Annotated in this window: 26 protein-coding genes, 1 other RNA gene and 1 pseudogene; 11 read left to right on the top strand and 17 right to left on the bottom strand. The window is 50.9% G+C overall.

Annotation, left to right across the window (positions count from 1 at the left end; translation table 11 throughout):
- Window positions 1–33 precede the first annotated feature (33 nt).
- Entirely contained in the window at window positions 34–282 is a 249-nt protein-coding gene (locus CTZ24_RS13670; RefSeq protein ID WP_208723793.1) for a YfhL family 4Fe-4S dicluster ferredoxin, read from the top strand.
- Here CTZ24_RS13670 and acpS read toward each other — a convergent pair.
- From acpS to rpoE, 11 genes are all read right to left on the bottom strand, one after another.
- Window positions 279–659, bottom strand: a complete 381-nt coding sequence (acpS, locus tag CTZ24_RS13665; RefSeq protein ID WP_208723792.1) for a holo-ACP synthase — start codon at window positions 657–659, stop codon at window positions 279–281. The two genes, CTZ24_RS13670 and acpS, sit on opposite strands and share 4 nt — an antisense overlap.
- Window positions 659–1390 carry a pyridoxine 5'-phosphate synthase gene (gene pdxJ, locus CTZ24_RS13660; protein WP_021184381.1) on the bottom strand — a complete coding sequence of 244 codons (732 nt, stop codon included), beginning with the start codon at window positions 1388–1390 and terminating at the stop codon, window positions 659–661. Before pdxJ ends, acpS begins: the two co-directional genes overlap by 1 nt.
- 59 nt (window positions 1391–1449) lie before the next feature.
- Window positions 1450–2178 (bottom strand): DNA repair protein RecO, encoded by a 729-nt coding sequence (recO, locus tag CTZ24_RS13655; protein ID WP_208723791.1) that lies wholly within the window; start codon window positions 2176–2178, stop codon window positions 1450–1452.
- Window positions 2179–2181: 3 nt separating this feature from the next.
- Window positions 2182–3087 (bottom strand): GTPase Era, encoded by a 906-nt coding sequence (gene era / locus CTZ24_RS13650; RefSeq protein WP_021184383.1) that lies wholly within the window; start codon window positions 3085–3087, stop codon window positions 2182–2184.
- 45 nt (window positions 3088–3132) lie between these two features.
- Window positions 3133–3813 carry a ribonuclease III gene (rnc, locus tag CTZ24_RS13645; protein WP_021184384.1) on the bottom strand — a complete coding sequence of 227 codons (681 nt, stop codon included), beginning with the start codon at window positions 3811–3813 and terminating at the stop codon, window positions 3133–3135.
- 109 nt (window positions 3814–3922) lie between these two features.
- The gene (gene lepB, locus CTZ24_RS13640) at window positions 3923–4894 is read right to left on the bottom strand and encodes a signal peptidase I (protein ID WP_021184385.1); all 972 of its coding nucleotides are present in this window, start codon (window positions 4892–4894) and stop codon (window positions 3923–3925) included.
- 9 nt (window positions 4895–4903) lie between these two features.
- Window positions 4904–6703: a translation elongation factor 4 gene (lepA, locus tag CTZ24_RS13635; RefSeq protein ID WP_021184386.1), complete on the bottom strand. Its 1800-nt coding sequence runs from the start codon at window positions 6701–6703 to the stop codon at window positions 4904–4906.
- A gap of 217 nt (window positions 6704–6920) precedes the next feature.
- Window positions 6921–7385 (bottom strand): SoxR-reducing system protein RseC, encoded by a 465-nt coding sequence (gene rseC / locus CTZ24_RS13630; protein ID WP_208723790.1) that lies wholly within the window; start codon window positions 7383–7385, stop codon window positions 6921–6923.
- Window positions 7382–8338, bottom strand: coding sequence for a sigma-E factor regulatory protein RseB (gene rseB / locus CTZ24_RS13625; RefSeq protein ID WP_021184388.1), 957 nt, complete (start codon window positions 8336–8338; stop codon window positions 7382–7384). Before rseB ends, rseC begins: the two co-directional genes overlap by 4 nt.
- Window positions 8338–8994 (bottom strand): anti-sigma-E factor RseA, encoded by a 657-nt coding sequence (gene rseA / locus CTZ24_RS13620; protein ID WP_208723789.1) that lies wholly within the window; start codon window positions 8992–8994, stop codon window positions 8338–8340. Before rseA ends, rseB begins: the two co-directional genes overlap by 1 nt.
- 27 nt (window positions 8995–9021) lie before the next feature.
- A complete protein-coding gene (gene rpoE, locus CTZ24_RS13615; protein ID WP_010617748.1) occupies window positions 9022–9600 on the bottom strand; it encodes an RNA polymerase sigma factor RpoE in 579 nt (192 codons plus the stop codon).
- Window positions 9601–10044: 444 nt separating this feature from the next.
- On the opposite strand from rpoE, the gene nadB reads away from it, so the two are divergent.
- Window positions 10045–11664, top strand: a complete 1620-nt coding sequence (gene nadB, locus CTZ24_RS13610) for an L-aspartate oxidase (RefSeq protein WP_208723788.1) — start codon at window positions 10045–10047, stop codon at window positions 11662–11664.
- On the opposite strand, the gene trmN is transcribed toward nadB, so the two are convergent.
- On the bottom strand, window positions 11649–12398 hold the full coding sequence (gene trmN / locus CTZ24_RS13605) for a tRNA(1)(Val) (adenine(37)-N(6))-methyltransferase TrmN (RefSeq protein WP_208723787.1): 750 nt from the start codon (window positions 12396–12398) through the stop codon (window positions 11649–11651). The genes nadB and trmN overlap by 16 nt on opposite strands.
- Before the next feature lie 156 nt (window positions 12399–12554).
- Between trmN and srmB the strand changes: the two genes are divergently transcribed.
- A complete protein-coding gene (gene srmB / locus CTZ24_RS13600; RefSeq protein WP_021184393.1) occupies window positions 12555–13883 on the top strand; it encodes an ATP-dependent RNA helicase SrmB in 1329 nt (442 codons plus the stop codon).
- A 207-nt stretch (window positions 13884–14090) separates the two neighbouring features.
- Here srmB and grcA read toward each other — a convergent pair whose 3' ends face one another.
- On the bottom strand, window positions 14091–14474 hold the full coding sequence (grcA, locus tag CTZ24_RS13595) for an autonomous glycyl radical cofactor GrcA (RefSeq protein ID WP_208723786.1): 384 nt from the start codon (window positions 14472–14474) through the stop codon (window positions 14091–14093).
- Window positions 14475–14741: 267 nt separating this feature from the next.
- Here grcA and ung point away from each other — a divergent pair, with 267 nt between their 5' ends.
- The gene (ung, locus tag CTZ24_RS13590; RefSeq protein ID WP_208723785.1) at window positions 14742–15419 is read left to right on the top strand and encodes a uracil-DNA glycosylase; all 678 of its coding nucleotides are present in this window, start codon (window positions 14742–14744) and stop codon (window positions 15417–15419) included.
- A gap of 46 nt (window positions 15420–15465) precedes the next feature.
- Here the strand turns inward: ung and grpE are convergent, their stop codons facing one another.
- Window positions 15466–16044 (bottom strand): nucleotide exchange factor GrpE, encoded by a 579-nt coding sequence (gene grpE, locus CTZ24_RS13585; RefSeq protein ID WP_208723784.1) that lies wholly within the window; start codon window positions 16042–16044, stop codon window positions 15466–15468.
- A gap of 122 nt (window positions 16045–16166) precedes the next feature.
- Here grpE and nadK point away from each other — a divergent pair, with 122 nt between their 5' ends.
- The 3 genes from nadK to bamE all read left to right on the top strand — a co-directional run bounded on the left by nadK (window position 16167) and on the right by bamE (window position 19330).
- On the top strand, window positions 16167–17045 hold the full coding sequence (gene nadK / locus CTZ24_RS13580) for an NAD(+) kinase (RefSeq protein ID WP_021184397.1): 879 nt from the start codon (window positions 16167–16169) through the stop codon (window positions 17043–17045).
- 85 nt (window positions 17046–17130) lie between these two features.
- Window positions 17131–18792 (top strand): DNA repair protein RecN, encoded by a 1662-nt coding sequence (recN, locus tag CTZ24_RS13575; RefSeq protein WP_208723783.1) that lies wholly within the window; start codon window positions 17131–17133, stop codon window positions 18790–18792.
- 190 nt (window positions 18793–18982) lie between these two features.
- Complete coding sequence (gene bamE / locus CTZ24_RS13570; RefSeq protein ID WP_021184399.1) at window positions 18983–19330, top strand: outer membrane protein assembly factor BamE; 348 nt, start codon at window positions 18983–18985, stop codon at window positions 19328–19330.
- Between the two features lie 52 nt (window positions 19331–19382).
- On the opposite strand, the gene CTZ24_RS13565 is transcribed toward bamE, so the two are convergent.
- On the bottom strand, window positions 19383–19673 hold the full coding sequence (locus CTZ24_RS13565) for an RnfH family protein (RefSeq protein ID WP_021184400.1): 291 nt from the start codon (window positions 19671–19673) through the stop codon (window positions 19383–19385).
- Complete coding sequence (locus tag CTZ24_RS13560; protein WP_013510141.1) at window positions 19666–20100, bottom strand: type II toxin-antitoxin system RatA family toxin; 435 nt, start codon at window positions 20098–20100, stop codon at window positions 19666–19668. Before CTZ24_RS13560 ends, CTZ24_RS13565 begins: the two co-directional genes overlap by 8 nt.
- 159 nt (window positions 20101–20259) lie before the next feature.
- Between CTZ24_RS13560 and smpB the strand changes: the two genes are divergently transcribed.
- The 4 genes from smpB (at window position 20260) to CTZ24_RS13540 (ending at window position 24590) form a co-directional block, all read left to right on the top strand.
- Window positions 20260–20742: an SsrA-binding protein SmpB gene (gene smpB, locus CTZ24_RS13555; RefSeq protein ID WP_021184401.1), complete on the top strand. Its 483-nt coding sequence runs from the start codon at window positions 20260–20262 to the stop codon at window positions 20740–20742.
- Window positions 20743–20785: 43 nt separating this feature from the next.
- Window positions 20786–21166: a transfer-messenger RNA gene (gene ssrA, locus CTZ24_RS13550) on the top strand.
- Between the two features lie 183 nt (window positions 21167–21349).
- A complete protein-coding gene (locus CTZ24_RS13545) occupies window positions 21350–22543 on the top strand; it encodes an integrase domain-containing protein (protein ID WP_208723782.1) in 1194 nt (397 codons plus the stop codon).
- Window positions 22544–22592: 49 nt separating this feature from the next.
- On the top strand, window positions 22593–24590 hold the full coding sequence (locus tag CTZ24_RS13540; RefSeq protein WP_208723781.1) for an AAA family ATPase: 1998 nt from the start codon (window positions 22593–22595) through the stop codon (window positions 24588–24590).
- On the opposite strand, the pseudogene CTZ24_RS13535 reads toward CTZ24_RS13540, so the two are convergent.
- Window positions 24579–25697 (bottom strand): annotated as a pseudogene (locus tag CTZ24_RS13535) (IS3 family transposase). The gene CTZ24_RS13540 and the pseudogene CTZ24_RS13535 sit on opposite strands and share 12 nt — an antisense overlap.
- Window positions 25698–25788: the final 91 nt, after the last annotated feature.

Here is a 25788-nt window from a genome sequence, read left to right as displayed (position 1 = left end):
ATTACTACCGATTAACCAGAAATTCAACAGATCATGGCTTTACTGATTACCCAGCGTTGTATCAACTGTGACATGTGCGAACCGGAGTGCCCTAACCAGGCCATCAGCCTCGGGGATGCCATTTACCAGATCGATAGCGACCGCTGCACCGAATGTGTCGGTCATTATGATGTACCAACGTGCCTGAGCGTGTGCCCCATTGATAACACCATCATTCCCGATCCACAGCACCCCGAAAGCCGCGAGGCGCTGTGGGAGAAATTTGTGGAGCTACACCACTAATTCTCGATAATCACCGTGGCACAGGCGTAATGGCGCTCATCCGCCAGCGTGACGTGCACATGCTGCACCCCGAGTTGACAGGCAATGTCAGCGGCATGCTGGAAAAAACGCAGCCCCGGTTTGCCCATCGCATCGTTATAAACCTCAAACTGATTGAACGCCAGACCACCACGGATGCCGGTGCCAAACGCTTTGGCTGCGGCTTCTTTCACCGCAAAACGCTTCGCCAGAAAACGCACTGGCTGCTGATGCGTTTGATATTGCTGCCACTCGGCTTCGCTCAGCACACGACGCGCCAGTCGGTCGCCGGAACGTTCAATCACCCCGGCAATGCGCTCGATTTCAACAATATCGGTGCCCAGTCCGAGAATAGCCATTAACGACGCGCTTCCCGCATCAGTAACTTCATCTCTTTGACCGCCTCAGCCAGACCACTCATCACCGCGCGACCAATAATGGCATGACCGATATTCAGTTCATGCATTTCCGGCAGCGCCGCAATCGGCAGCACGTTATGGTAGGTCAGACCGTGCCCGGCATTCACTTTCAGGCCGAGACTGGCTGCAAAGGTGGCTGCTTTACGAATACGCTCCAGCTCCGCATCGCGTGCCAGACCTTCGGGTGCTTCCGCATACGCACCGGTGTGAATTTCAATGTAAGGTGCACCGCTCGCCACGGCGGCTTCGATTTGGCGGTGATCGGCATCGATAAACAATGACACCAGAATCCCCGCCTCGCTCAGCTGTTTAACCGCAGCATTGATTTTGTCCTGCTGACCCGCCACATCAAGACCGCCTTCAGTGGTCACTTCCTGACGTTTTTCCGGCACCAGGCAGCAGAAGTGTGGTTTGATGTCACAGGCAATGCCAACCATCTCATCGGTCACCGCCATTTCCAGATTCATACGCGTCTGGATGGTATCGCGCAGAATACGGACGTCACGATCGGTGATATGACGGCGATCTTCACGCAGATGTACGGTAATACCATCCGCACCCGCCTGTTCAGAAATAAATGCAGCCTGCACCGGATCGGGATAATTCGTGCCACGCGCGTTACGTACGGTGGCGATGTGGTCAATGTTGACCCCTAACAGCAACTCAGCCATGACAATCCTTAACCAGGGTTAGTGAGTTTACAGTGTACCGCGTAGCAACAGGACTGGCATCATTCGCTCGACGCATCCGGCTTCTTTTTCGGTACAAACTGGCGAAAAAGTTCCTGACTCTTAAGCGGTTTGCCACCCAGATAGGGCTTCAGCGCCATTCGGGTAAAGCGTTTGGCAGCACGCAGGCTATCGGTATCAGGGAACTCGCGTGACCACAGCGCCCGCAACTGGCGACCGGTAAAACTACGCTGATTGACCACCAGGCTGGCAATGAAACCTTTCTCTTCACGGTAGCTGTAGGTCATACCATCATCCACCGCTTCGCCACTGCCCGCGCAGTGCAGGAAATCAACGCCGTATCCCAGATGTCCGAGCAGCGCCAGTTCGAAACGACGCAAGGCTGGCTCCGGCGTGCCGCTGACGGCGGCAAGCGCCTGGATGCAATTCAGGTAATCGAAGAAGAGGTCAGAGAAAGGGATTTCCTGCTCCAGCACCCGCGACAGCAGTTCATTGACGTACAGACCGCAGTAGAGCGTGATGCCACTCAGGGGGAGTGCCAGCGATACCGCTTCAGCGTTGCGCAGCGTTTTGACTTCGCCGCGCCCGCCCCAGCGTACCAGCAAGGGGGTAAAAGGTTGTAACGCCCCCTTGAGTTGTGAACGACGTGAACGTGCGCCTTTGGCAAGGACACGCACACGCCCTTCGCTTTCGCTAAACAGATCGAGCAGCAGGCTGGTTTCGCTGTAGGGGCGACTATGCAGCACAAAGGCGCGTTGCCAGCCTTCCATCGGTTAGAGGTCGTCTACATAACCCAGACTGCGCAGCGCACGTTCGTCATCCGCCCAGCCAGATTTCACCTTCACCCACAGTTCGAGGTGAACCTTGGCCTCGAACATCTCTTCCATATCTCTACGCGCTTCGATACCAATGGTTTTGATTTTGGCACCTTTGTTGCCAATCACCATTTTCTTCTGACCATCGCGTTCGACCAGAATCAGGCCGCTGATATCATAGCCACCGCGTTCGTTAGTCTCGAACTTTTCAATCTCAACGGTAACGGAATACGGCAGCTCTGCACCGAGGAAACGCATCAGTTTTTCACGGATGATCTCGGACGCCATAAAGCGCTGCGAACGGTCGGTGATGTACTCTTCCGGGAAGTGATGTTCCGCTTTGGGCAGACGCTTGCGCACGATGGCCGCAATGGTATCAACGTTTTTACCCGTCTCAGCCGAGATTGGGACGATATCCGTGAAGTTCATCTGCTGACCGAGGAACTGGAGATGTGGCAGCAGGATGCTTTTATCCTGGATGTTATCCACCTTGTTCACCGCCAGTACCACCGGCACTTTGCCGTCACGCAGCTTGTTCAGCACCATTTCGTCATCTGGCGTCCAGCGTGTGCCATCAACCACGAAAATTACCAGTTCAACATCACCGATGGAGCTGCTGGCAGCACGGTTCATCAGGCGGTTAATCGCCCGCTTCTCTTCCATGTGCAATCCGGGCGTGTCCACATAGATAGCCTGGTATGGCCCTTCAGTATGGATACCCATGATGCGGTGACGCGTGGTTTGCGGCTTGCGCGAGGTGATCGACACCTTTTGCCCCAGCAACTGGTTCAGCAAGGTGGATTTGCCGACGTTGGGTCGGCCAACAATCGCGACAAAGCCGCAATAAGTTTCGTGTTCGCTCATTCGAGTCCTGACTTAATCAGCACCGGTCAGGGTGCTGCGATGTGACTATTCAAGGCCGAGTTTAATCAACGCCTGTTCGGCGGCGGCCTGTTCTGCTTTACGGCGGCTGGAACCTACGCCCACCACCGGCTCAGCCATGCCACTCACCTGACAGTGAATGGTAAATTCCTGGTCGTGGGCTTCACCACGCACCTGCACTACCAGATATGAAGGCAGCGGCAGATGGCGTCCCTGCAAAAACTCTTGCAGGCGCGTTTTTGGATCTTTTTGTTTATCGCCCGGACTGATCTGTTCCAGCCGCGTTTGATACCAGTCGAGAATTAGCTTTTCGACGGTCTGAATATTGCTGTCGAGGAAAATGCCGCCAATCAGCGCTTCCACCGTATCAGCAAGAATCGATTCGCGACGGAAGCCGCCGCTTTTCAGTTCACCTGGCCCCAGACGTAAACACTCGCCAAGATCAAACTCACGCGCCATTTCTGCCAACGTATTTCCACGTACCAGTGTCGCACGCATACGGCTCATGTCGCCCTCATCAACCCGCGGAAAGCGGTGATACAGCGCATTAGCAATGACATAGCTGAGAATTGAATCGCCAAGAAATTCAAGACGCTCGTTGTGTTTACTGCTGGCGCTGCGGTGAGTCAGAGCCTGTTGCAACAATTCCGGATGAGTAAAAGTGTAGCCCAGTTTGCGCTGCAACTTGTTAATGAGGATGGGGTTCATGCGATTCCAGTTCTTTTGTGCTTCTGTCACTCTGCATACGAAACAGGGCTGAGGTTCCAACACGTTCCGTTTCGTGTGCAGTGGCTCCCCACAGGGAGCCAACCGTTTATCAGTGAATACCGCCAATGCGACTTAAGCGCACGCCGGTAGGCCACTGTCCTTCTTGTTTCTCAAAGCTCATCCAGATAGCGACCGCTTTACCGACCAGGTTGCGCTCGGGTACAAAGCCCCAGTAGCGGCTGTCGGCGCTGTTATCACGGTTATCGCCCATCATGAAATATTGCCCCTGCGGCACAATCCAGGTCGACTGAGGCTGGCCTGGCTGCTGGTAATACATGCTCGCCTGACTCTGTGCTTCGTTAACCAACAGGATATCGTGCGTTACGCTGCCCAACGTCTCTTTACGTGTACCAAGACGTAAGCCACCGCGCATCGTTTCGCCCTGCGGTACCTGGAAGAAACCATTACCGGTTTCGTTGCCATCAAAACCGCTGAAGGTCTGAATAAAGCTGCTTGGCTCGATATTGGTATAGGTGATTGGCAGCGCAGTGTCACATTTTCCGTTGCCACAACCCGGATTCACCGTCAGGGTTTTGCTGTATGGATCGTAAACCACTTTGTCGCCCGGCAGACCAATTACCCGTTTGATGTAATCCATGCTCGGATCCTTCGGGTATTTGAATACCGCGATGTCGCCGCGCTGTGGATGACCGGTCGGGATCAGCGTCGTTTGGGTGATTGGATCTTTCAGGCCGTAGGCAAATTTCTCCACCAGGATAAAGTCACCGATCAGCAGAGTCGGCATCATCGAACCAGATGGGATCTGGAATGGCTCATAAACGAATGACCGAACGATAAATACCACTGCCAGCACCGGGAAAACCGACGCTGCGGTTTCCACCCAACCGGGTTGCGGAGAGACTTTCGCCAGCGTTTTGCTGTCCAGCGTATTACCTGCCTGCGCCTGTGCGGCAACCTGCTTCGCACGACGCGCCGGTGCCCACTTAAAACGATCAATACACCAGATAACACCCGTTACCAGCGTCGCGATCGCCAGAATCAGGGCGAACATATTAGCCATTGAGGTTCCTTATTTGCTGTCTTTACCGACATGCAGAATGGCAAGGAATGCTTCCTGCGGCAGTTCAACGTTACCGACCTGCTTCATTCGCTTCTTACCTTCCTTCTGCTTCTGCAACAGTTTTTTCTTACGGCTAACGTCACCGCCATAGCATTTCGCCAGAACGTTTTTACGCAGCTGCTTGACTGTTGAGCGAGCGATAATGTGGTTGCCGATTGCTGCCTGAATCGCGATATCGAACTGCTGGCGTGGGATCAGATCTTTCATCTTTTCCACCAGCTCACGGCCACGATATTGCGAGTTATCACGGTGAGTAATCAGCGCCAGCGCATCGACACGTTCTGAGTTGATCAGCACGTCGACACGCACCATGTCAGAGGCCTGGAAACGTTTGAAGTTATAATCCAGTGAAGCATAGCCGCGCGACGTTGATTTCAGACGGTCAAAGAAGTCGAGAACCACTTCCGCCATCGGGATTTCGTAAGTCAGCGCAACCTGGTTACCGTGGTAAACCATATTTGTCTGAACACCACGTTTCTCGATACAGAGCGTAATGACGTTGCCGAGGAACTCCTGCGGCAGCAGCATATGACACTCGGCGATCGGTTCACGCAGTTCTTCAATATTATTCAGCGGCGGCAGCTTAGACGGGCTGTCAACATACACCACTTCGCCATCTGTGGTTTCCACTTCATACACCACGGTCGGTGCGGTGGTGATCAGATCGAGATCGTATTCACGCTCCAGACGTTCCTGGATGATCTCCATATGCAGCAGGCCAAGGAAGCCACAGCGGAAGCCAAAGCCCAACGCCGTGGAGCTTTCTGGCTCATAGAACAGTGACGCATCGTTCAGGCTCAGTTTGCCCAGCGCATCGCGGAAAGCTTCATAATCATCAGAGCTGACCGGGAACAGACCGGCATAGACCTGCGGCTTCACTTTTTTAAAGCCTGGCAGCGCTTTATCCGCCGGGTTACGTTGCAGCGTCAGGGTATCGCCCACCGGTGCGCCAAGGATGTCTTTGATTGCACAAACCAGCCAACCTACCTCGCCACATTTCAGCTCGGTACGATCAACCTGTTTCGGGGTGAAAATCCCCAGACGATCGGCGTTATACACCTGACCGGTGCTGATCACTTTAACTTTATCGCCTTTGCGCAGGGTGCCGTTCTTAATACGAATCAGTGACACAACGCCAAGATAGTTATCGAACCATGAGTCGATAATCAGCGCCTGCAATGGGCCTTCTGGATCGCCTTCCGGCGGCGGAATATCGCGCACCAGGCGTTCCAGCACATCCGGAACACCCACGCCGGTCTTCGCTGAACAGCGTACGGCGTCAGTCGCATCAATACCGACGATATCTTCAATCTCTTCCGCCACGCGCTCCGGGTCGGCCGCAGGCAGGTCGATCTTGTTCAATACCGGTACCACTTCCAGATCCATTTCCATGGCGGTATAGCAGTTCGCCAGCGTCTGTGCTTCTACGCCCTGGCCTGCATCGACCACCAGTAACGCCCCTTCACAGGCCGCCAGAGAGCGGGATACTTCATAAGAGAAGTCAACGTGTCCGGGAGTATCGATAAAATTGAGCTGGTAAGTTTCACCGTTCAGCGCTTTGTAATCGAGCGTTACACTCTGCGCCTTAATGGTAATGCCGCGTTCACGCTCCAGATCCATTGAATCCAGAACCTGCGCCGCCATCTCACGATCGCTCAGGCCACCACAAATTTGAATCAAACGGTCTGACAGCGTCGATTTGCCGTGGTCGATATGAGCGATGATGGAGAAATTTCGTATGTGCTTCATTTATATGAATATCTTCACGTAGAATATCAGTTGAATACTTGAGCACAGACATATTCAGGAAATGGAGTTTTACCTGGAAACCTGTCAGCCTCATTAATGACGACGCATATTACACTGTTAACGCCTTGCGTTAAAGAATGGAACTGCGGGGAATCGCAACAGATTTCAGCGGCTAAACGCCGTGAAAAAGGCCGCGTTCGACGCGGCCCGGCAAGTATCAAACTTCAGTTTCAACCCGCATGGCATCAGGAGGCAAAGCAATATTGAGGATTACCGGCTGAAAAGCCTCACGCTCACCAAACACCGATGAAACGCCTTTTGCCACAATAAAGCCACCCACTCCACCCAACAGCGCGCCACAGGCGGAAGCCAGATCGCTATGGAACAGCATCTGAAACAGACCTGCGACCAAAAACAGGCCAAACAGCGGCGTCATATAAACCAACAGTGCTGAGCCTAACAAACTGCTTTCGCGAATCCCCAATTCGATACGCTGACCTGGCTGCAACGGTTCGGGACTGACGATCTCCATCACATGCGCATTTTTCGGCCCCAGCTTATTCAGCATATGGCTGCCGCAACCTTTACGCGCCGAGCAACTGTTGCAGGAGGTTTTCGCTTCGGTATGTAGCGTCGCGATACCCTCTTTCCACGCCACCACAGTGGCCCATTCTCTCATCATTTTGCTGATCCCGAATCAATGCTGTCCGCAATACGTTTTGCTGTGGTCGGTGGAATCTCACCCACCACGGTAATCTCGTTATTATTGCGCACTTCAGTCTGCACCGTACGACGCCCAGTGCGCAATGTCTGCGCCACGCTGTTTTTATCTGCGGGAGTAATGTTAATCGCAAAACTAAACAGGCCATCGCTGTAGAGACGGGATTCAACGGTTTTATTCAGCGCCGGGATATCTCGGCGACTCTGAGAGATGAGGGTCATTCCTGCCGGAAGCCATGTTGGCTGCCAGTTGAGCTGCACTTTATCGCCCGCCGGTAATGATAATGTTGGCGGCAGATTTGCTTTCTCCAGCCCCTGCATCAGATTACGCACACCTTCATCAACGGCAAAACTGATAACCCGGAACTGTTCCAGCGTCTCGCCATCACGATCCAGCAGGTCAATGCGTAACGGCAGCTTGGTATCAACATCCAGCCACACCACATAGCTGTAGCGCGAACCGTCGCGTGAGACGATGCGTACCACCTCACACAACTGATCAGCGATGCGTGACCGACCAACGGGAATGAAATCGTAGGCATCGCTCAGGCGTGAGAAGTCGGCAAACATCAACGGCGGCAGGGCATCCACAATATGGTTGCCGGGCAAGGAGAACGGATCAAGGCCGGGTTCAAAGTAGCTGATATCGTTACCACGCTGAATCACCTCACGACGTGGCCCGTCCATCTGCAACAATTGAGCAAAGATACGATTGTCGATAACCGCATGGCGATAACGCAAGGACTCTATGCCAAGCCGGGAGACATTGATGTAAGCGAATTCATAATTGAGGGACTGGCTTGCTTGCTCCATCTGCTGTAACAACGCCCCGGACGCAGAAGTCTGCGCCGGGGCGGTAGATGTATAAAGCAGGCTGCCTGCCAGCAGGCTAACGGCACACCAAAGCTGCTTCATTACTGCTGCTGAATTCCTAACGACTGATTACCGGGAACATTCGCTTGCGCCTGTTGCGGATCGTTCTTCTCAAACTGAACCTGATCGGCATGCAGACGACGTTGCAGCTCATAATCTTGCAGCATCGCGTTGATACGACGACGCTGTTCCTGCACCTGCTGGTTTGAACTGTTGGTATCAAACGCATCAGACGGCACACCCAGACTAACCGGTGAAGCCTTGCCCATCATCGGCAGCGTATTAAACACTGGCGAATCAGACGATTCGGTTGCGTTGCTACCCGCAGGCTGATTGTAGTGCTGAACACCGACAATCACCGCCAACGATACACAGGCTGCTACGCCAACCTGCGCCAGCTGCGCAGTCCAGGAACCGGACTTACGCCAGAACGGCATTTTCTTCCAGCGCACCGGTTCGGGTTGTGCTTCCGGAATCATCGAAGTCACTTTACGCACCGGTTCATTTTCGATGGCTGCCGCCACGCGCGCGGAGATATCAAAATGCAGCACTTCACCCACATCGCCCCGCAGGGTGTCGCGGATTAGATGGTAGCTTTCCCAGCTTTTTTGCAGATTCACATCCCTTGATAACGACGCCAGCAGCTCGTTATCTAAAGTTTCACCATCCATTAAAGCGGAAAGTTTTTCTTTCTGCATGCTTTGGTACCCTTCCAGTAGCCGTTATCACTGACGTTGGATAAGCGGTTGAACTTTGTTATCAATAGCCTCTCGCGCACGGAAGATACGAGAACGTACTGTACCGACCGGGCAATCCATGATGGCGGCAATCTCTTCGTAGCTTAACCCATCCAGTTCTCTGAGGGTGATTGCCATACGAAGATCCTCAGGAAGCGCCTCAATGGTACGAAAAACAATTTGTTTCAGTTCGTCAGACAACATTAAGTTCTCAGGGTTCGAAATTTCTTTTAATGCACCCGCACTTTCGAAGTTTTCCGCATCAATTGCGTCAACATCACTCGACGGCGGACGGCGCCCCTGAGCCACCAGATAATTTTTTGCTGTGTTCACCGCAATACGGTACAGCCATGTGTAAAATGCGCTGTCGCCACGGAATGATTCCAGTGCGCGATACGCTTTGATAAAAGACTCCTGTACCACATCTGGCACATCGCCCGATGGGACATAACGTGAAACCAGGCTCGCCACTTTATGCTGGTATCGAATCACCAGTAAGTTAAATGACTTTTGATCTCCCTTCTGAACCCGTTCAACGAGAACCTGATCCGTTAACTGCTCGCTCATCCGAGGTAATGTCTCCCCAAACTCTTTTTTTATGCGTAAATGAACTGCCAGCACATCTCATTGTTCTGAGCAAGCATGCGCTTAGAGTCATATTCTGGCATGAAGTTCACCACGACCTGAAAATTTTCCGTATAGGAACCCAGACGCTGTTGTTGTTGATTGTCTTTCAGTGTAGCGATTTGCCGCGCTGGCAGCCTCATTTCCGGCACCGATAATCGCTGGCAGAGTAACCTATGACGCCACGATTTTCATCTTTATTACCTGAATTTTCAGTAAGTTTGGTATAAAAAACACGTAAAGGTTATTTTCAGACATAACTTACTGAAATCGCGCAATTATCGCCGGAAAACGCCGAATTCCTCGACAAAGCCTGTTTAAAATACTTCACAGAGTTGGCATCCGGGCTTATGCTCTGAACACCTTTTGTTTAGTAAATTAAACATCATGACTTCCCAATCCGATTATCAGTGCGACGTACTTATCGTCGGCAGCGGCGCTGCTGGCCTGTCACTGGCGCTGCGCCTGGCGCCGCATTATCAGGTTACGGTCCTGAGTAAAGCGCAGGTGAATGAAGGTTCAACGCTCTACGCACAAGGCGGCATCGCAGCGGTGTTCGATGAAACCGACAGCATTGAATCGCATGTGGAGGATACGCTGATTGCCGGAGCGGGGTTATGCGATCGTGCTACCGTCAATTTTATCGCCAGTAACGCACGCGACTGCGTGCAATGGTTAATTGATAACGGCGTAGCCTTCGACAAAGAACCGCAAGCTGATGGTGAAGCTCGCTACCACCTGACACGCGAGGGAGGCCACAGCCATCGTCGCATTTTGCACAGCGCTGACGCCACCGGTCGCGCGGTGGAAACCACGCTGGTTAGCCAGGCCCTCAGTCATCCCAACATCCGCATTCTTGAACGTACCAATGCTGTTGACCTGATTCTTTCCGATAAAATCGGCGTACCCGGACCTCGTCGGGTTGTTGGGGCCTGGATCTGGAACCGTAACCGTGAGCAGGTTGAAACCTGCCGGGCGCGCGCGGTGATCCTCGCAACCGGCGGGGCCGCCAAAGTGTATCAATACACCACCAACCCGGATGTCGCATCCGGCGATGGCATTGCTATGGCCTGGCGTGCGGGTTGTCGGGTAGCGAATCTGGAATTCAATCAATTCCACCCCACCTGTCTGTTCCATCCACAGGCACAAAATTTCCTGTTAACTGAAGCATTACGAGGCGAAGGGGCATGGCTACTGCGCCCGGATGGCACGCGCTTTATGCCTGACTTTGATCCCCGTGCCGAACTGGCACCGCGCGATATCGTAGCGCGAGCCATTGACCATGAGATGAAACGTCTTGGCGTGGACTGTATGTATCTCGACATCAGCCATCAGCCGGCCAGTTTCATTCGCGCGCATTTCCCGATGATCTATGAAAAATTGCTGACTTTCGGCCTCGATTTGACCAAAGAGCCGATCCCGATCGTTCCGGCTGCTCACTATACCTGCGGCGGTGTGATGGTTGATCAGCAAGGGCGTACTGATATCGATGGCCTGTATGCGATTGGTGAGGTGAGCTATACCGGCCTGCATGGTGCCAATCGCATGGCTTCGAATTCGTTGCTGGAATGCCTGGTCTATGGCTGGTCAGCCGCCGAAGATGTGATCCGCCGGCTACCCGGTACAGAACAGGTTAATCACCTGCCTGCCTGGGATGAAAGCCGCGTGGATGACGCCGATGAGCGCGTGGTGATTCAACATAACTGGCACGAGTTGCGGCTGTTTATGTGGGATTACATGGGCATTGTGCGCACCACCAAACGGCTGGAGCGCGCATTACGTCGTATCAACTTACTCCAACAGGAGATAGACGAGTACTACGCGAATTTTCGCCTGTCCAACAACCTGCTGGAGTTACGTAATCTGGTGCAGGTTGCTGAATTGATGGTGCGTTGTGCGCTGGAGCGTAAAGAAAGTCGAGGCCTGCACTATACGCCGGACTATCCGGATTTGCTGCCGGATGCGGTTCCTACGGTATTGGCTCCGCCTCACTACATGAACAGGTAGAAATCACGCGTCAGGCTGCACCAGTCTTCCGAGTATTGGGTGTTTTCATCGCGTATCGCCAACCGCTCTATCAGTTGTTCTCCCATGCAGGGGGAAAAACCCAATAGCACGCGATGAGGCGGGCGTTGAGCATACTCGGCAACGTCATAACGAAAACGCAGATGCCAGCCATCTTGCTGCGCCTGTTCAATCATACTTTGGCCCAGTGATTCTGGCAGCACCACGCAAAAGAAGCCTTCTTCTTCTATTAACTGGGCGGCACAGCGCAACAAAGTATGATGATCCAGGGTGTCGGTCGAACGCGCGGTCGCACGCTGCGGCGTGGCACAGGCCACACCGGGAGCAAAATAAGGTGGGTTGCTAACGATCAGGGAATAGCGCTGTTCACAAGCATCGGCCCATTGCACGATATCTGCCTGATGGGTTGTTACCCGCGATGGCCAGGGGGAGGCCAGCACATTCTCCTGCGCCTGTTGTGCTGCATCAGCATCCAGCTCAACTGCATCTATCTGCACATCATCCGGCGTTCGCTGCGCAATCATTAAGGCTATCAGGCCGCTACCGCTACCAATATCCAGCACGCGTCGCACACCCGCCACCGGTGCCCATGCGCCTAACAAAATACCGTCGGTGCCAACTTTCATTGCACAGCGATCGTGGGCAATAAAAAATCGCTTAAACGTAAAACCATTTTTTTGTAACTGAGGCCGCGGATGCGGCGTCGTTTCTGTCATTCTCTGCAACCACTCAACAAATCCTGCCCAATGGCAGAGCTTCAGTGTAACGTGACAGAGCAGGGAAAACATCTCCTGGCATGGCGAGTTGGCACACAAACAGATGAAGATTATGTTTGTTCTGTCTATAATCAGCGCCCCAAACTGAGGTAGACCATGACCGTAACCACATTCTCCGAACTCGAACTCGACGAAAGCCTGCTGGATGCCCTGCAGGAAAAAGGCTTCACGCGCCCAACAGCCATCCAGGCTGAGGCCATCCCTGCCGCTCTGGAGGGCCGTGACGTACTGGGTTCAGCGCCGACCGGAACGGGGAAAACCGCAGCCTATCTGCTGCCGGCTATGCAGCACCTGATCGATTTTCCACGTAAAAAATCAGGCCCGCCGCGCATTTTAATTTTAACGCCCACGCGTGAACTGGCGATGCAGGTTGCCGACCACGCGCGTGAGTTAGCGAAACACACGCATCTGGATATCGCCACCATCACCGGCGGCGTTGCCTATATGAACCACGCTGAGGTATTCAGCGAAAATCAGGACATCGTAGTCGCAACCACTGGTCGTCTGCTGCAATACATCAAAGAAGAGAACTTTGATTGCCGTGCAGTAGAAACGCTAATCCTGGACGAAGCTGATCGCATGCTGGACATGGGCTTTGCCCAGGATATTGAAACTATCGCGGGTGAAACCCGCTGGCGTAAACAGACGATGCTGTTCTCCGCCACACTGGAAGGCGACAGCATTAAAGATTTTGCTGAGCGTCTGCTGAACGACCCGGTATCGGTTGATGCCGATCCCAGCCAGCGTGAGCGTAAGAAAATTCAGCAATGGTATTACCGTGCCGACGATGTTGAGCATAAAACTAAATTGCTGGTGCACCTGCTGAAGCAGCCGGAAGTGACGCGCTCGATTGTGTTTGTACGTAAGCGTGAACGCCTGCATGAGTTGGTGACCTGGCTGCATGAAGCTGGCATTCGCTGTAGCTATCTCGAAGGCGAAATGGTGCAGGCTAAGCGTAACGAAGCGCTGAAGCGTCTGAATGATGGTCGCGTTAACGTGCTGGTAGCGACCGACGTTGCTGCACGCGGGATTGATATCGAAGACGTCAGCCATGTCTTCAACTACGACATGCCGCGTACTGCGGATACCTATCTGCACCGTATCGGACGCACCGCACGCGCCGGACGCAAAGGAACCGCGCTGTCACTGGTTGAAGCGCATGACCATGTGTTGCTGGGTAAGATCAGCCGCTATATTAATGAGCCGTTGAAACCTCGTACCATCGATGAGCTGCGCCCAGAATCGCGCGCACCAAGCGCAAAAGTCACCGGTAAACCGTCGAAAAAAGTGCTTGCGAAGCGTCAGGAGCAGAAAGAGAAAGAAGCCGAGAAACCGCGTGTGAAGAAACGTCACCGCGATACTAAAAATATCGGTAAACGCCGCAAACCGAGCGGCTCCGGGACATCGGGACAGAGTGCGGAATAAATCAGCACTCTGACGAAAATGCCGCCTCATTTGAGGCGGTTTTTTTATTTTTGACTGCCCAAAACAGACACTTCACTCTACTTCTTTACTCAGGCTCGATGAACTAAGCCATCTGACTCGCTGACCAAAATGAAAAGGCCGCACCGGTATGCACCAGCACGGCCTTTATTACTGTGTGTCTTTTCGTCAGTGGTACAAAAAGCCGAATTACAGGCTTTCGGTGAAAGTGCGGGTGATCACATCACGTTGTTGTTCTGGTGTCAGGGCATTAAAACGCACCGCATAGCCTGATACGCGAATGGTCAGCTGCGGGTAATTCTCCGGATGTTTCACGGCATCTTCCAGAGTTTCACGGCGCAGGACGTTAACGTTCAGATGCTGACCACCTTCAATACGCACCACCGGTTTTTGCTCCAGCGGAATTTCGCGGTAAGCGATTTCACCCAAATCGCTGATAGCAACAACCTGATCTTCTGCAAAATCGCCTTTTGCACACAGGCAGCGCGCTTCGGATTTTTCATCATCCAGCAACCAGAAAGAGTTCAGCAGTTGCGGGTTATTGGTTTTAGTAATTTGAATACCGGTAATCATAGATGGCCTCCTGAGCCTGGCGCTGCCGCAGGCGAACAGCGTGGTTATCGAAATTTTGTGATGCTCAGGTATAGCACTGCAACAATCCAGCCGTTTTGACCTGCATCAATTTCATCCAGCCAGATTCTCGGCCTCGACACCTAATAAATTGATTTGAAATAATTTTCTCGTTTAAATTTTTTTTGTAAATTCTCAAATTTTTTTAACCTTCTGCTCCCTGCCAGGACGGGTTAAGCTAAGCGCAATTTTTTTGGCAGGGAGTCAATAATGAGCGAGAAGCTGACCTGGCACGATGTGCTGGCTGAAGAGAAACAGAAACCTTATTTTGTTGAGACGCTGAAAGCGGTCGCCAACGAGCGTGCTGCGGGCGTCACTGTCTATCCGCCGCAAAAAGATGTCTTTAACGCCTTTCGACTGACCGAATTGGGTGATGTTAAAGTCGTGATATTGGGCCAGGATCCTTACCACGGCCCTAATCAGGCGCACGGACTGGCTTTTTCAGTGCTGCCCGGCGTCGCCATTCCCCCTTCGTTGTTGAACATGTACAAAGAGCTGGAACAGGATATTCCCGGCTTTATACGCCCACAGCACGGCTTTCTGGAAAGCTGGGCAAAACAAGGGGTGATGTTATTAAATACCGTGCTAACGGTGCAGGCGGGTCAGGCGCACTCCCATGCCCGCTTTGGTTGGGAGACCTTTACCGACAATGTCATTAGCGCTATCAATCAGCATCGTGAAGGGGTGATTTTTCTTCTGTGGGGGTCACATGCGCAGAAGAAAGGAAGCATCATCGATCGTCAGCGCCATCATGTGTTGAAAGCACCGCATCCCTCGCCACTCTCCGCGCATCGCGGTTTTTTCGGCAGCAAGCACTTTTCACAAGCCAATGCATTGCTCAGCCAGGCAGGACAAACACCCATCGACTGGACACCAGTGTTACCGTAAAACAAAAACGGCCGCGTCAGGCGGCCGTTAACTATTGTGCGAGAAATCAGCTTTTCGCTTTTGCCACAGCAACCATTGCCGGGCGCAGCAGGCGACCGTTCAGGGTGTAGCCTCGCTGCATCACCATCATGACGTGATTCGGTGCAACCTCTTCAGATTCCATCATCGACATCGCCTGATGTACATCCGGGTTGAATGGTACGTTGGTTTCACCTACCACTTCGACACCAAATTTACGCACCGCACCCAGCAGTGATTTCAGCGTCAGTTCGATGCCTTCAATCATTGATGCCAGCTCAGAATTCTCTTTGTCTGCCACTTCCAGCGCACGCTCCAGGCTATCAATCACCGGCAGCAGCTCGTTGGCAAATTTTTCCAGCGCAAATTTGTGCGCTTTTTCCACATCCATTTCAGTACGACGACGGATATTTTCAATCTCCGCCTGCGCACGCAGTTGCGCATCACGCACGCCAGACTGCGACTGAGCCAATTCAGCCTCCAGTTGCGCAATACGTTCATCACGCGGATCCACCTCAGTTGCTGTCTCTGCGTCCGCGTGCTGTTGATCCTGTTGAATTTCGTCTGAGACTTGCTCGTTTGGGGTGTTCTGTTCTTTACTACTCATGAATTTCTCCGCGTTTTGCACATTCATCTCGCTGTTCGCTTATTATGGGGATCAGTTTGACGGTTTCAAGAGAACCCATCACATTGCCTGGCCGTTTTGGCTTATGAGGAACACCAGCTCAAATGAATAAACACTTTAACTGCATTGGGATTGTTGGCCATCCGCGTCATCCTACTGCGTTAACCACCCATGAAATGCTCTGGCGCTGGCTGACGGCAAAAGGCTATGAGGTGATTGTCGAGCAGCAAATTGCACGCGAACTTTCGCTAAAAGATGTACAGACCGGTTCACTGGCGGAAATTGGCCAACGCGCCGATCTGGCCGTTGTTGTCGGTGGCGATGGTAATATGCTTGGCGCTGCACGCGTGCTGGCGCGTTATGACATCAAAGTGATTGGCATTAACCGCGGAAATCTCGGTTTTTTGACCGACCTTGATCCTGACAACGCGCAACAGCAGTTGGACGATGTCCTGGAAGGTGACTATTTCATCGAAAGCCGTTTTCTACTGGAGGCGCAGGTATGCAAAGAAGATTGCTCCCCGCGTATTGGCAGTGCCATCAACGAAGTGGTGCTGCATCCGGGAAAAGTGGCACATATGATCGAATTTGAAGTTTATATCGATGAAGTATTTGCCTTTTCACAACGTTCCGATGGCCTGATCATTTCAACCCCCACGGGTTCAACAGCCTATTCGCTCTCCGCTGGCGGCCCGATTCTTACGCCTTCGCTGGAAGCGATTGTCCTGGTGCCAATGTTTCCACATACCTTGTCGGCACGTCCTTTAGTGATCAACAGCAGTAGCACCATCCGCCTGCGTTTCTCTTCCTTACGCAGCGACCTGGAGATCAGTTGCGACAGCCAAATTGCGCTACCGATTCAAGAAGGGGAGGACGTATTGATTCGGCGCAGTGCCAATCACCTCAATCTAATCCACCCAAAAAATTACAATTACTTCAACACATTAAGCTCAAAACTCGGCTGGTCAAAAAAATTGTTCTGAAAATCACCCATCACCACTTTACTGGATAAAAAACCAGTTTATACTGTATGAAAAACCATATCTGTTTTTCTATACAGGTGAATGTATGCTGGCACAACTGACCATCAGTAATTTTGCTATCGTTCGTGAACTGGAAATCGATTTTCATCGTGGCATGACGGCGATCACCGGTGAAACCGGCGCAGGAAAATCTATCGCTATTGATGCACTTGGTCTGTGCCTCGGTGGCCGTGCTGAAGCAGATATGGTACGCCAGGGGGCGAGTCGCGCAGATATTTGCGCGCGCTTTCAACTGAAAGCCTCCCCTTCGGCTCAACGCTGGCTGGCAGAAAACCAGTTGGACGATGGCAATGAATGTTTATTACGCCGTGTGATCAGTGCCGATGGCCGTTCTCGTGGTTTTATTAATGGCACGTCGGTCCCTCTCTCTCAACTGCGCGAACTCGGCCAACTTCTCATCCAGATTCATGGTCAGCATGCTCACCAGTTGCTGCTCAAACCCGAGCACCAAAAGCATCTGCTGGATGCCTACGCCGCACACGACGATGCGCTGGCTCAGATGCGTGTCCATTATCAGCACTGGCACCAGAGTTGCCGCGCCCTGGCTCAACATCAACAGTTATCACAGGAACGTGAAGCACGGCGCGAACTGTTGCAGTACCAGTTGAAAGAACTCAATGAATTTGCGCCTCAGCCCGGCGAGTTCGAGCAAATTGATGAAGAATATAAACGTCTGGCTAACAGCGGGCAGTTGCTTTCCACCAGCCAACAGGCCTTGCAAATTTTGGCCGACAGTGACGACACCAACATGCAAAGCCTGCTTTATAGCGCACGCCAGATGTTGAGCGAGTTGGTCAGCCTGGATGATAAAGTCAGCGGTGTGTTTAACCTGCTCGAAGAAGCCGCGATTCAATTGAGTGAAGCCAGTGATGAACTGCGCCACTATTGCGATCGTCTGGATCTCGACCCCAATCGCCTGCACGAACTGGAACAACGCCTGTCCCGGCAGATTGCTTTGGCACGCAAGCACCACGTTACACCCGAAGCGTTGCCTGTACTCTATCAACAACTGTTGGATGAATCAGAGCAACTCTCGCAGCAGGAAAGCGATCAGGAAACGTTGCAGGCTGCCGTTGGCGCTCATCACCAGGCAGCCCTGGCAAGTGCCGAAATGCTGCATCAGCAACGTGAAGGGGCAGCCCGCGAGCTGACGCATTTAATTACCCAAAGTATGCGTACGCTGGCGATGCCACACGGTGAATTCGCCATTGTTCTGGAGTTTAACCCGGATCAACTGACCGCCGAGGGCGCCAGCCGGATCGATTTTCGCGTCACAACTAACCCAGGACAACCGTTGCAACCGCTGGGTAAAGTGGCCTCAGGGGGCGAATTGTCACGTATCGCGCTGGCTATTCAGGTCATCACCGCGCAGAAAATGGAAACCCCGGCGATGATTTTCGACGAAGTGGATGTCGGCATTAGCGGCCCTACCGCTGCGGTTGTCGGCCAGATGTTGCGCCAGTTGGGTGAATCAACCCAAGTGATGTGTGTAACGCATCTGCCACAAGTGGCTGGTTGCGGCCACCAACATTTCTTCGTCAGTAAAGAGACTGATGGCGCGATGACCGAAACGCACATGCAGCCGCTGGATAAACGGGCACGTTTGCAAGAACTGGCGCGTTTGCTGGGCGGTAGTGAAGTTACACGCAACACGCTGGCAAACGCGAAAGAACTTTTAGCAGCCTGATACCGCACTTTTTTCCGGCCCGGTGGTCATATGCTTGCTCTGTAGAGGTTTCAAATAGCGAAAAGGTTTATTATCATCGGCAACTTATGTCGCCAGAGTAATAAAGCCTGCCGCAGGCAGAGTTCAGAATTTGATGGCAAAAAAAACAGCCTGATGAAAAGGCGTTTGGCCCCAGAAAAGGAATGTATAGATGCGCTGTAAAATGCTGACTGCCGCGGCAGTGGTAATGTTGATGATGACCGCCGGATGTTCCACTCTTGAGCGTGTTGTGTACCGCCCGGATATCAATCAGGGGAACTATCTGGTCGCCAACGATGTGGCTAAAATTCACACTGGCATGACGCAGCAGCAGGTGGCGTATACCCTCGGAACACCGATGATGCGCGATCCTTTTGGCAGCAATGTCTGGTACTACATCTTCCGTGAAGAGCCGGGTCATGAGCGCGTAAGACAGCAAACTCTGACGCTGACATTTGACAGCAACGGCGTGCTGACCAACATCGACAACAAACCACGTCTCACGGGTAGTGAAGGCTGATGAGTTGCAACAAAAAAGGCGCCTGAGCGCCTTTTTTGCTTCTGCGATTTCGCTATTTCTTTTCAGCAGCTCGTTCTGCCCGCTGGCGTCGCATCTCTTTAGGGTCGGCAATCAATGGACGATAGATTTCTACCCGATCACCATCCTGTAACAGATCATCCAACTTCACCGGACGACTGTAGACGCCGACTTTATTGCTTTTCAGATCGATATCTTTGCGCAATGACAACAGCCCCGAGGCCTTAATCGCCTCTTCAACCGTTGCCCCTTCTGCCAGCGTCACCGTGCGCAGATACTGTTTTTCTGGTAGCGCGTAAACCACCTCAACCGATATATCAGGCACGATAAACCTCTTTGGCGCGCTGGGTAAAAGCCTGCACCATGCTGTTGGCCAGCTCTTTAAATACGCGACCAAACGCCATTTCTACCAACATATTGGTGAATTCAAAATCCAGACTCAGTTCAACCTTACAGGCATCATCGCCCAGCGAGACAAATCGCCATCCGCCGCTCAGCTTGCGAAAGGGACCATCGACCAACTGCATATGAATGCTTTGGTTGCTGGTTAAGGTATTACGCGTCGTGAAGGTTTTACTGATGCCTGCTTTGGAGACATCAACAGCAGCAGTCATCTGGTTTCCGCTGTTATCCAGCACCCGACTGCCGGTGCAGCCCGGTAGAAATTCTGGATATGAATCCACATCATTCACGAGCTGGTACATCTGTTCAGCGCTATAGGGGACCAGCGCGGAACGACTAATCTGGGCCATAATGGTTCCTGTTCATCACAAAACCGTTAAATAATATCATTTTCGGCTATCAAACAAAAATTCACGGGTATGCCAGCTGTGCTAAAATAACCCGTTTTTTACCGCCCCGCAGGACAGGGGATGCGTCCACAGACTGAGTGATGTAGACTACGCCGCACTATGACAAAGAAAAAAGCCCACAAACCTGGTTCAGCCACTGTTGCCCTCAATAAACGCGCTCGCCATGAATACTTCATTGAAGAAGAGTTCGAAGCGGGATTGTCGTTACAAGGATGGGAAGTCAAATCTCTCCGCGCCGGCAAAGCCAACATCAGCGACAGCTACATTTTGCTGCGCGATGGCGAAGCTTATCTGTTTGGCGCAACTTTTCAGCCGCTGGCGGTGGCCTCAACGCATGTGGTATGCGACCCAACCCGGAACCGCAAACTGCTGCTGAAGCAGCGTGAACTCGATTCGCTGTATGGCCGCGTCAACCGTGAAGGTTATACCGTGGTCGCGTTGTCGATTTACTGGAAAAATGCCTGGGCCAAACTGAAGATTGGTGTGGCACGCGGTAAGAAAGAACATGATAAGCGCGATGACATCAAAGAGCGCGAGTGGAAGCTGGATAAAGCGCGAATCATGAAAAATTCCAACCGCTAAGGGATGGAATCAGCAGAATTTTTTGCTATAATCGTTAGTTCCTGGGGCTGATTCTGGATTCGACGGGATTGTGAACCCTTAGGTGCATGCCGAGGTGCGGTAGGCCTCGTAAAAAAGCCGCAAAAAAATAGTCGCAAACGACGAAAACTTCGCACCTGCTGCTCTCGCAGCTTAATCAGCCTAAGAAACTGAAGGTGTCCTCTCTCCCTAGCCTCCGCTCTTAGGACGGGGATCAAGAGAGGTCAAACCCAAAAGAGATCGCGTGGATGCCCTGCCTGGGGTTGAAGCGTTAAATCCAATCAGGCTAGTTTGTTAGTGGCGTGTCCATCCGCAGCTGACAGGCGAATGTAAAGATTGGACTAAGCATGTAGTGCCGACGGTGTAGTAATTTCGGACGCGGGTTCAACTCCCGCCAGCTCCACCACATTATGTACCGGACACGTCCGGGTAAGTCCTGAAAGCCCGCTTGGAACCAGCCTCGCGGGCTTTTTTACGTCTGTATTAGTCCGTAGAGATCCAGCCAAATCCAGTGACAATTGGTATACGTATTGGTATACGGTAAGATATATGCCAATAACGTATACCAATTCACGCAGGAAAGCCCCGCATGGCAAGGACTACGCGCCCTCTCACCAACACCGAAGTTCTTCGTTCCAAAGCTATTGACAAAGATCTGACGCTGCATGATGGCGACGGGCTTTTTATGGTGGTGAAAACCACAGGAAAGAAGCTTTGGCGTTTCCGCTATCAAAGACCAGCGACTAAGCAGCGCACCATGATGGGCCTCGGTGCTTTCCCTGCTCTATCGCTGGCAGATGCCAGACGCCTGCGCGCTGATTACCTCTCCTTACTCGCTAACGGCATTGACCCGCAGACGCAGGCCGAACAGGTCACAGAACAGCAACAGATAGCATTAGACAGCATTTTCTCAACCGTGGCCGCTAACTGGTTTAGTTTGAAACAGGCCAGTGTTACGGCGGATTACGCTAAGGATATTTGGCGTTCTCTTGAGAAGGATGTTTTTCCTGCCATTGGTGAGATTCCCGTGCAGGAAATAAAAGCTCGCAAGCTTGTTGAAGCATTGGAGCCGATTAAGGCCCGTGGTGCTCTGGAAACGGTTCGGCGCTTGGTACAGCGTATTAATGAGATTATGATTTACGCTGTTAACACGGGTTTGATTGATGCTAATCCTGCTTCTGGGATCGGTATGGCTTTTGAAAAGCCCAAAAAGCAAAATATGCCAACACTGCGACCGGAAGAATTACCGAAGCTCATGCGTTCTTTGGTAATGTCTAACCTATCTGTATCAACTCGTTGCTTAATTGAATGGCAACTTCTAACACTTGTGCGTCCTTCTGAAGCTTCTGGTACACGATGGGCAGAGATAGATTTTGAAGAAAAACTTTGGATAATTCCAGCCGAACGGATGAAAGCTAAGCGCGAACATGTTGTTCCATTATCACCGCAAGCGTTAGAAATATTGGAGATGATGAAGCCCATCAGTGCTCAGCGCGAACACGTATTTCCAAGCAGAAATGATCCTAAACAAGCGATGAATAGCCAGACGGCTAACGCAGCATTAAAGCGCATAGGATATGGTGGTAAATTGGTGGCTCATGGTTTACGTTCAATCGCGAGCACAGCAATGAATGAGAAGGGTTTTAATTCCGACGTGATCGAATCAGCCTTGGCTCATTCAGATAGGAATGAAGTAAGACGCGCGTATAACCGCACTACATACATTGAACAACGAAAGTTAATCATGGATTGGTGGGGACAATATGCTCAAAACAAGGAATAATTACGGCAAACCTTCATTAGTTAACTAATTATCAGCATAAGGAATTACTATGATTTTAACTAAAGTTGAACTGGGTCCATTTCGTTCTATAAACACGTCACAGGCTTGTAGTATTGATGCACGTACAACGGTTCTTGTTGGTATGAACGAAGCCGGGAAAACTGTATTCTTGCAAGGTATACATAAAGCTAGTGATGCTTTGGGAGTTGAGCAGTTTAATGTAATAGAGGATTATCCGAGAAAAGATCTTACTCGTTACAATAAAATTCATCAGACCAACCCTGATAATGCCATCAAGCTTACATACAAACCTGAAGAGGATGAAATAAACAGAATTAATAGAACGTATGGTACAAATCTTGAATTCGGTTTTACCTACTCTATATCTACAAATTATGACAATAAAAGAAGCATAGCAATTTCTGTAGATGAAGGCCCTGTAATATCTAAAGTTATAAACACTGGTAACTTTACGTCTGATACAATAAATGCCATTAAAGAGAGTAAGAGCATCAGACAAATCGTTGAAAAGCTTGAATCATTAGATTTAAATGAAAGCGAACAGAAAACACTTCAATTACTTCAAGCTAGAATAAAAAAATCGAATTGGGATAGTGTCGTTCAGTACGAGGTATTTAAAGACCTTGATGACTCTATACCTAAAACATTATATTTCAGTGAATACGATATCCTTCCAGGAAAGTTAAACATAAAAGACCTATTGCGTAGGCATAAACTTTCAGAAACAGACCCAGCACAATTAACTCCTAAACATAAATCTATATTAGCCCTACTGAGGATGGCTGATGTCAATATTGAAGATCTTTCTGACATTGATGGTTATGAGTCTCTTAAAGCCAAAATAGAAGGTGTTTCCAATAGCTTAACGGATCAGATAATGACCTTCTGGAAACAAAATGAGAATATTGAAGTCGTCGTTGACATTCAGAGCGATTCTAAAGATGAGGCCCCCTATAATGATGGGGCTAATATCTATCTTAGGATAAAAAATAGCAGACATAGGGTTACAACACCTTTTGATAAAAGAAGTCGTGGGTTTATATGGTTTTTTAGTTTCTTAGTTTGGTTTGATAGTGTTCAGTATCAGGTCGATGCAGAAGAGGAAGACAGAAAGTTAATCTTACTCCTCGATGAACCGGCCTTAGCTCTACATGCTTTAGCTCAATCTGACTTTTTAAAATATATTGACCATTTATCAGAAAACCATCAGGTACTTTATACTACTCATTCTCCGTTTATGGTTCATTCTGATCGGCTTAATCAAGTTCGCATGGTCGAAGATAAGGATAAGATCGGAACAATAATAACTGATAATCTCTCTAGCTCAGATCCTAAAACTATATTCCCTCTTCAGGCTGCATTAGGATGGGATATTGCACAAAATCTATTCATATCAAAAAGAAATCTTTTAGTTGAAGGCCCATCCGAACTTATCTATTTAAAACACATGTCTGCCATACTCGAAGAAAAAGGTAGAGTAAGCCTCGATGAAAGTATCACCATAGTTCCAACCGGAGGACTGGACAAAATAATCACTTTCATTGCATTACTTGGAGCAAATGATCTTAGCCTTGCCGTGCTCCATGATTATGAGGGAAAAACCAATCAGAAGTTGGATGAACTGATAAGAAATAAAATTATTCACCCCAAGGCAATAAAGCATACATCAATGTATATTGAAAAAAACGATCAGCCAAGTGACATTGAAGATTTAATATCAACCAAGTTATATATTGACTATTTCAATAAAACATTTGAAAAGCATCTGCAAGATAAAATAAAAATAACTGATTTACCCGCCGGTTCAAGGATAGTTGAGAGGTTAAATAGATATTTAAAAGATAATGACATTCTGTTGCGTCCTTCAGGTGGATTTAATCATTATCTTGTAGCATCTACTTTTGGAGCAAACCCGCCTAAAACTATCGATGAGAAGACCATAATCCATTTTGAGAATCTTTTTAAAGACATTAATGGTGGATTTGACCCTATATATCCAGACGCCTTTTCTCTCTTACGGTTGTGATAACTTTCTGCGTATATATTCCCGCGGCGAGCGATATCCCAGCGCGCTGTGCGGGTGATGTTCGTTGTAATGACTGAACGCCTCCGCCAGGTTCATCACCGCTACCTGGCTGTCCGGTTTTGGCATCACACTGATGTAATCCCGCTTTATCGTTTTCACGAAGCTTTCTGCTATGCCATTGCTTTCCGGGCTACGAACTGCGGTCGTACATGGCTCAAGCCCCAGCATCCGGGCGAACGCCCGCGTTTCCCAACATGACGTCCTGTACCGTTTCTTTGTCATAGCCACCAGTGCTCGCTGCCCAGTCGATGACCTCCCGGTCGCAGCAGTCCTGTGCGAAAGTTACCCGCAGCTTTTCACCATTGTCGCAACGGAACTCGAAGCCATCTGAACACCAGCGCCGGTTGCTCTCCGTGACCGACACGCGACCTTTATGTGCACGCTTACGCTGAGGATCAGCAGGTTTGCGCTCCAGCAGCAGGTGATGAGTACGCATAATCCGGTACACGCGTTTTGCGTTCACAACAGGAAGCGCGTCACGCTCTGACTGTCGCCGCAACAGCGCCCATACCCGGCGATAACCATATGTGGGCAGTTCGGCGACCAGGGTATGTATCCGGGATAACACCGCAGTATCGTCAAAACTGGCATACAGCCTGCGATCCTGCCAGTCAGGCGAACGGTGGACCCTGAGACTCAGTTGCGCACGCGACACGCCAATACTGCGGCTGACATCGCTTATTCGTCGTCCTCTGGCAACAAGGGCGCATGCGCAATCCATTTTTTTGTCCGGCCGAACTCCACGGCCTCTTTGAGTATTTCGGCTTCCATCGTTTTTTTGCCCAGAAGACGCTGAAGTTCGCGGATTTGCTTATTGGCAGCAGCAAGCTCGGAAGCGGGAACGACTTCTCCGCCTGAGGTCACGGCGGTCAGTGAGCCGTCTTCATATTGCCTGCGCCACTTGAAGATCTGATTAGCATTGATACCGTGCAGTCGTGCGACGTGAGACACGGTCATGCCCGGTTCCATAGTCTGCTGAATAATGGCAATTTTTTCCTGCGGAGTACGACGCCGACGTCGCTCAGGTCCTGATAACACTTCAACCATCTTATTATTCTGACTGGTGTTAAACATAGTTCCAAGACTACCTCTTATTTTAAGAGAGGCGAAGTGTCTGGTGATCTAAGGGGCTAATCTA

It is taken from the genome of Pantoea phytobeneficialis (assembly GCF_009728735.1).
In the GTDB taxonomy this organism is placed as follows: Bacteria; Pseudomonadota; Gammaproteobacteria; order Enterobacterales; family Enterobacteriaceae; genus Pantoea; species Pantoea phytobeneficialis.
This window is presented reverse-complemented; position numbering and strand designations above follow the sequence as displayed.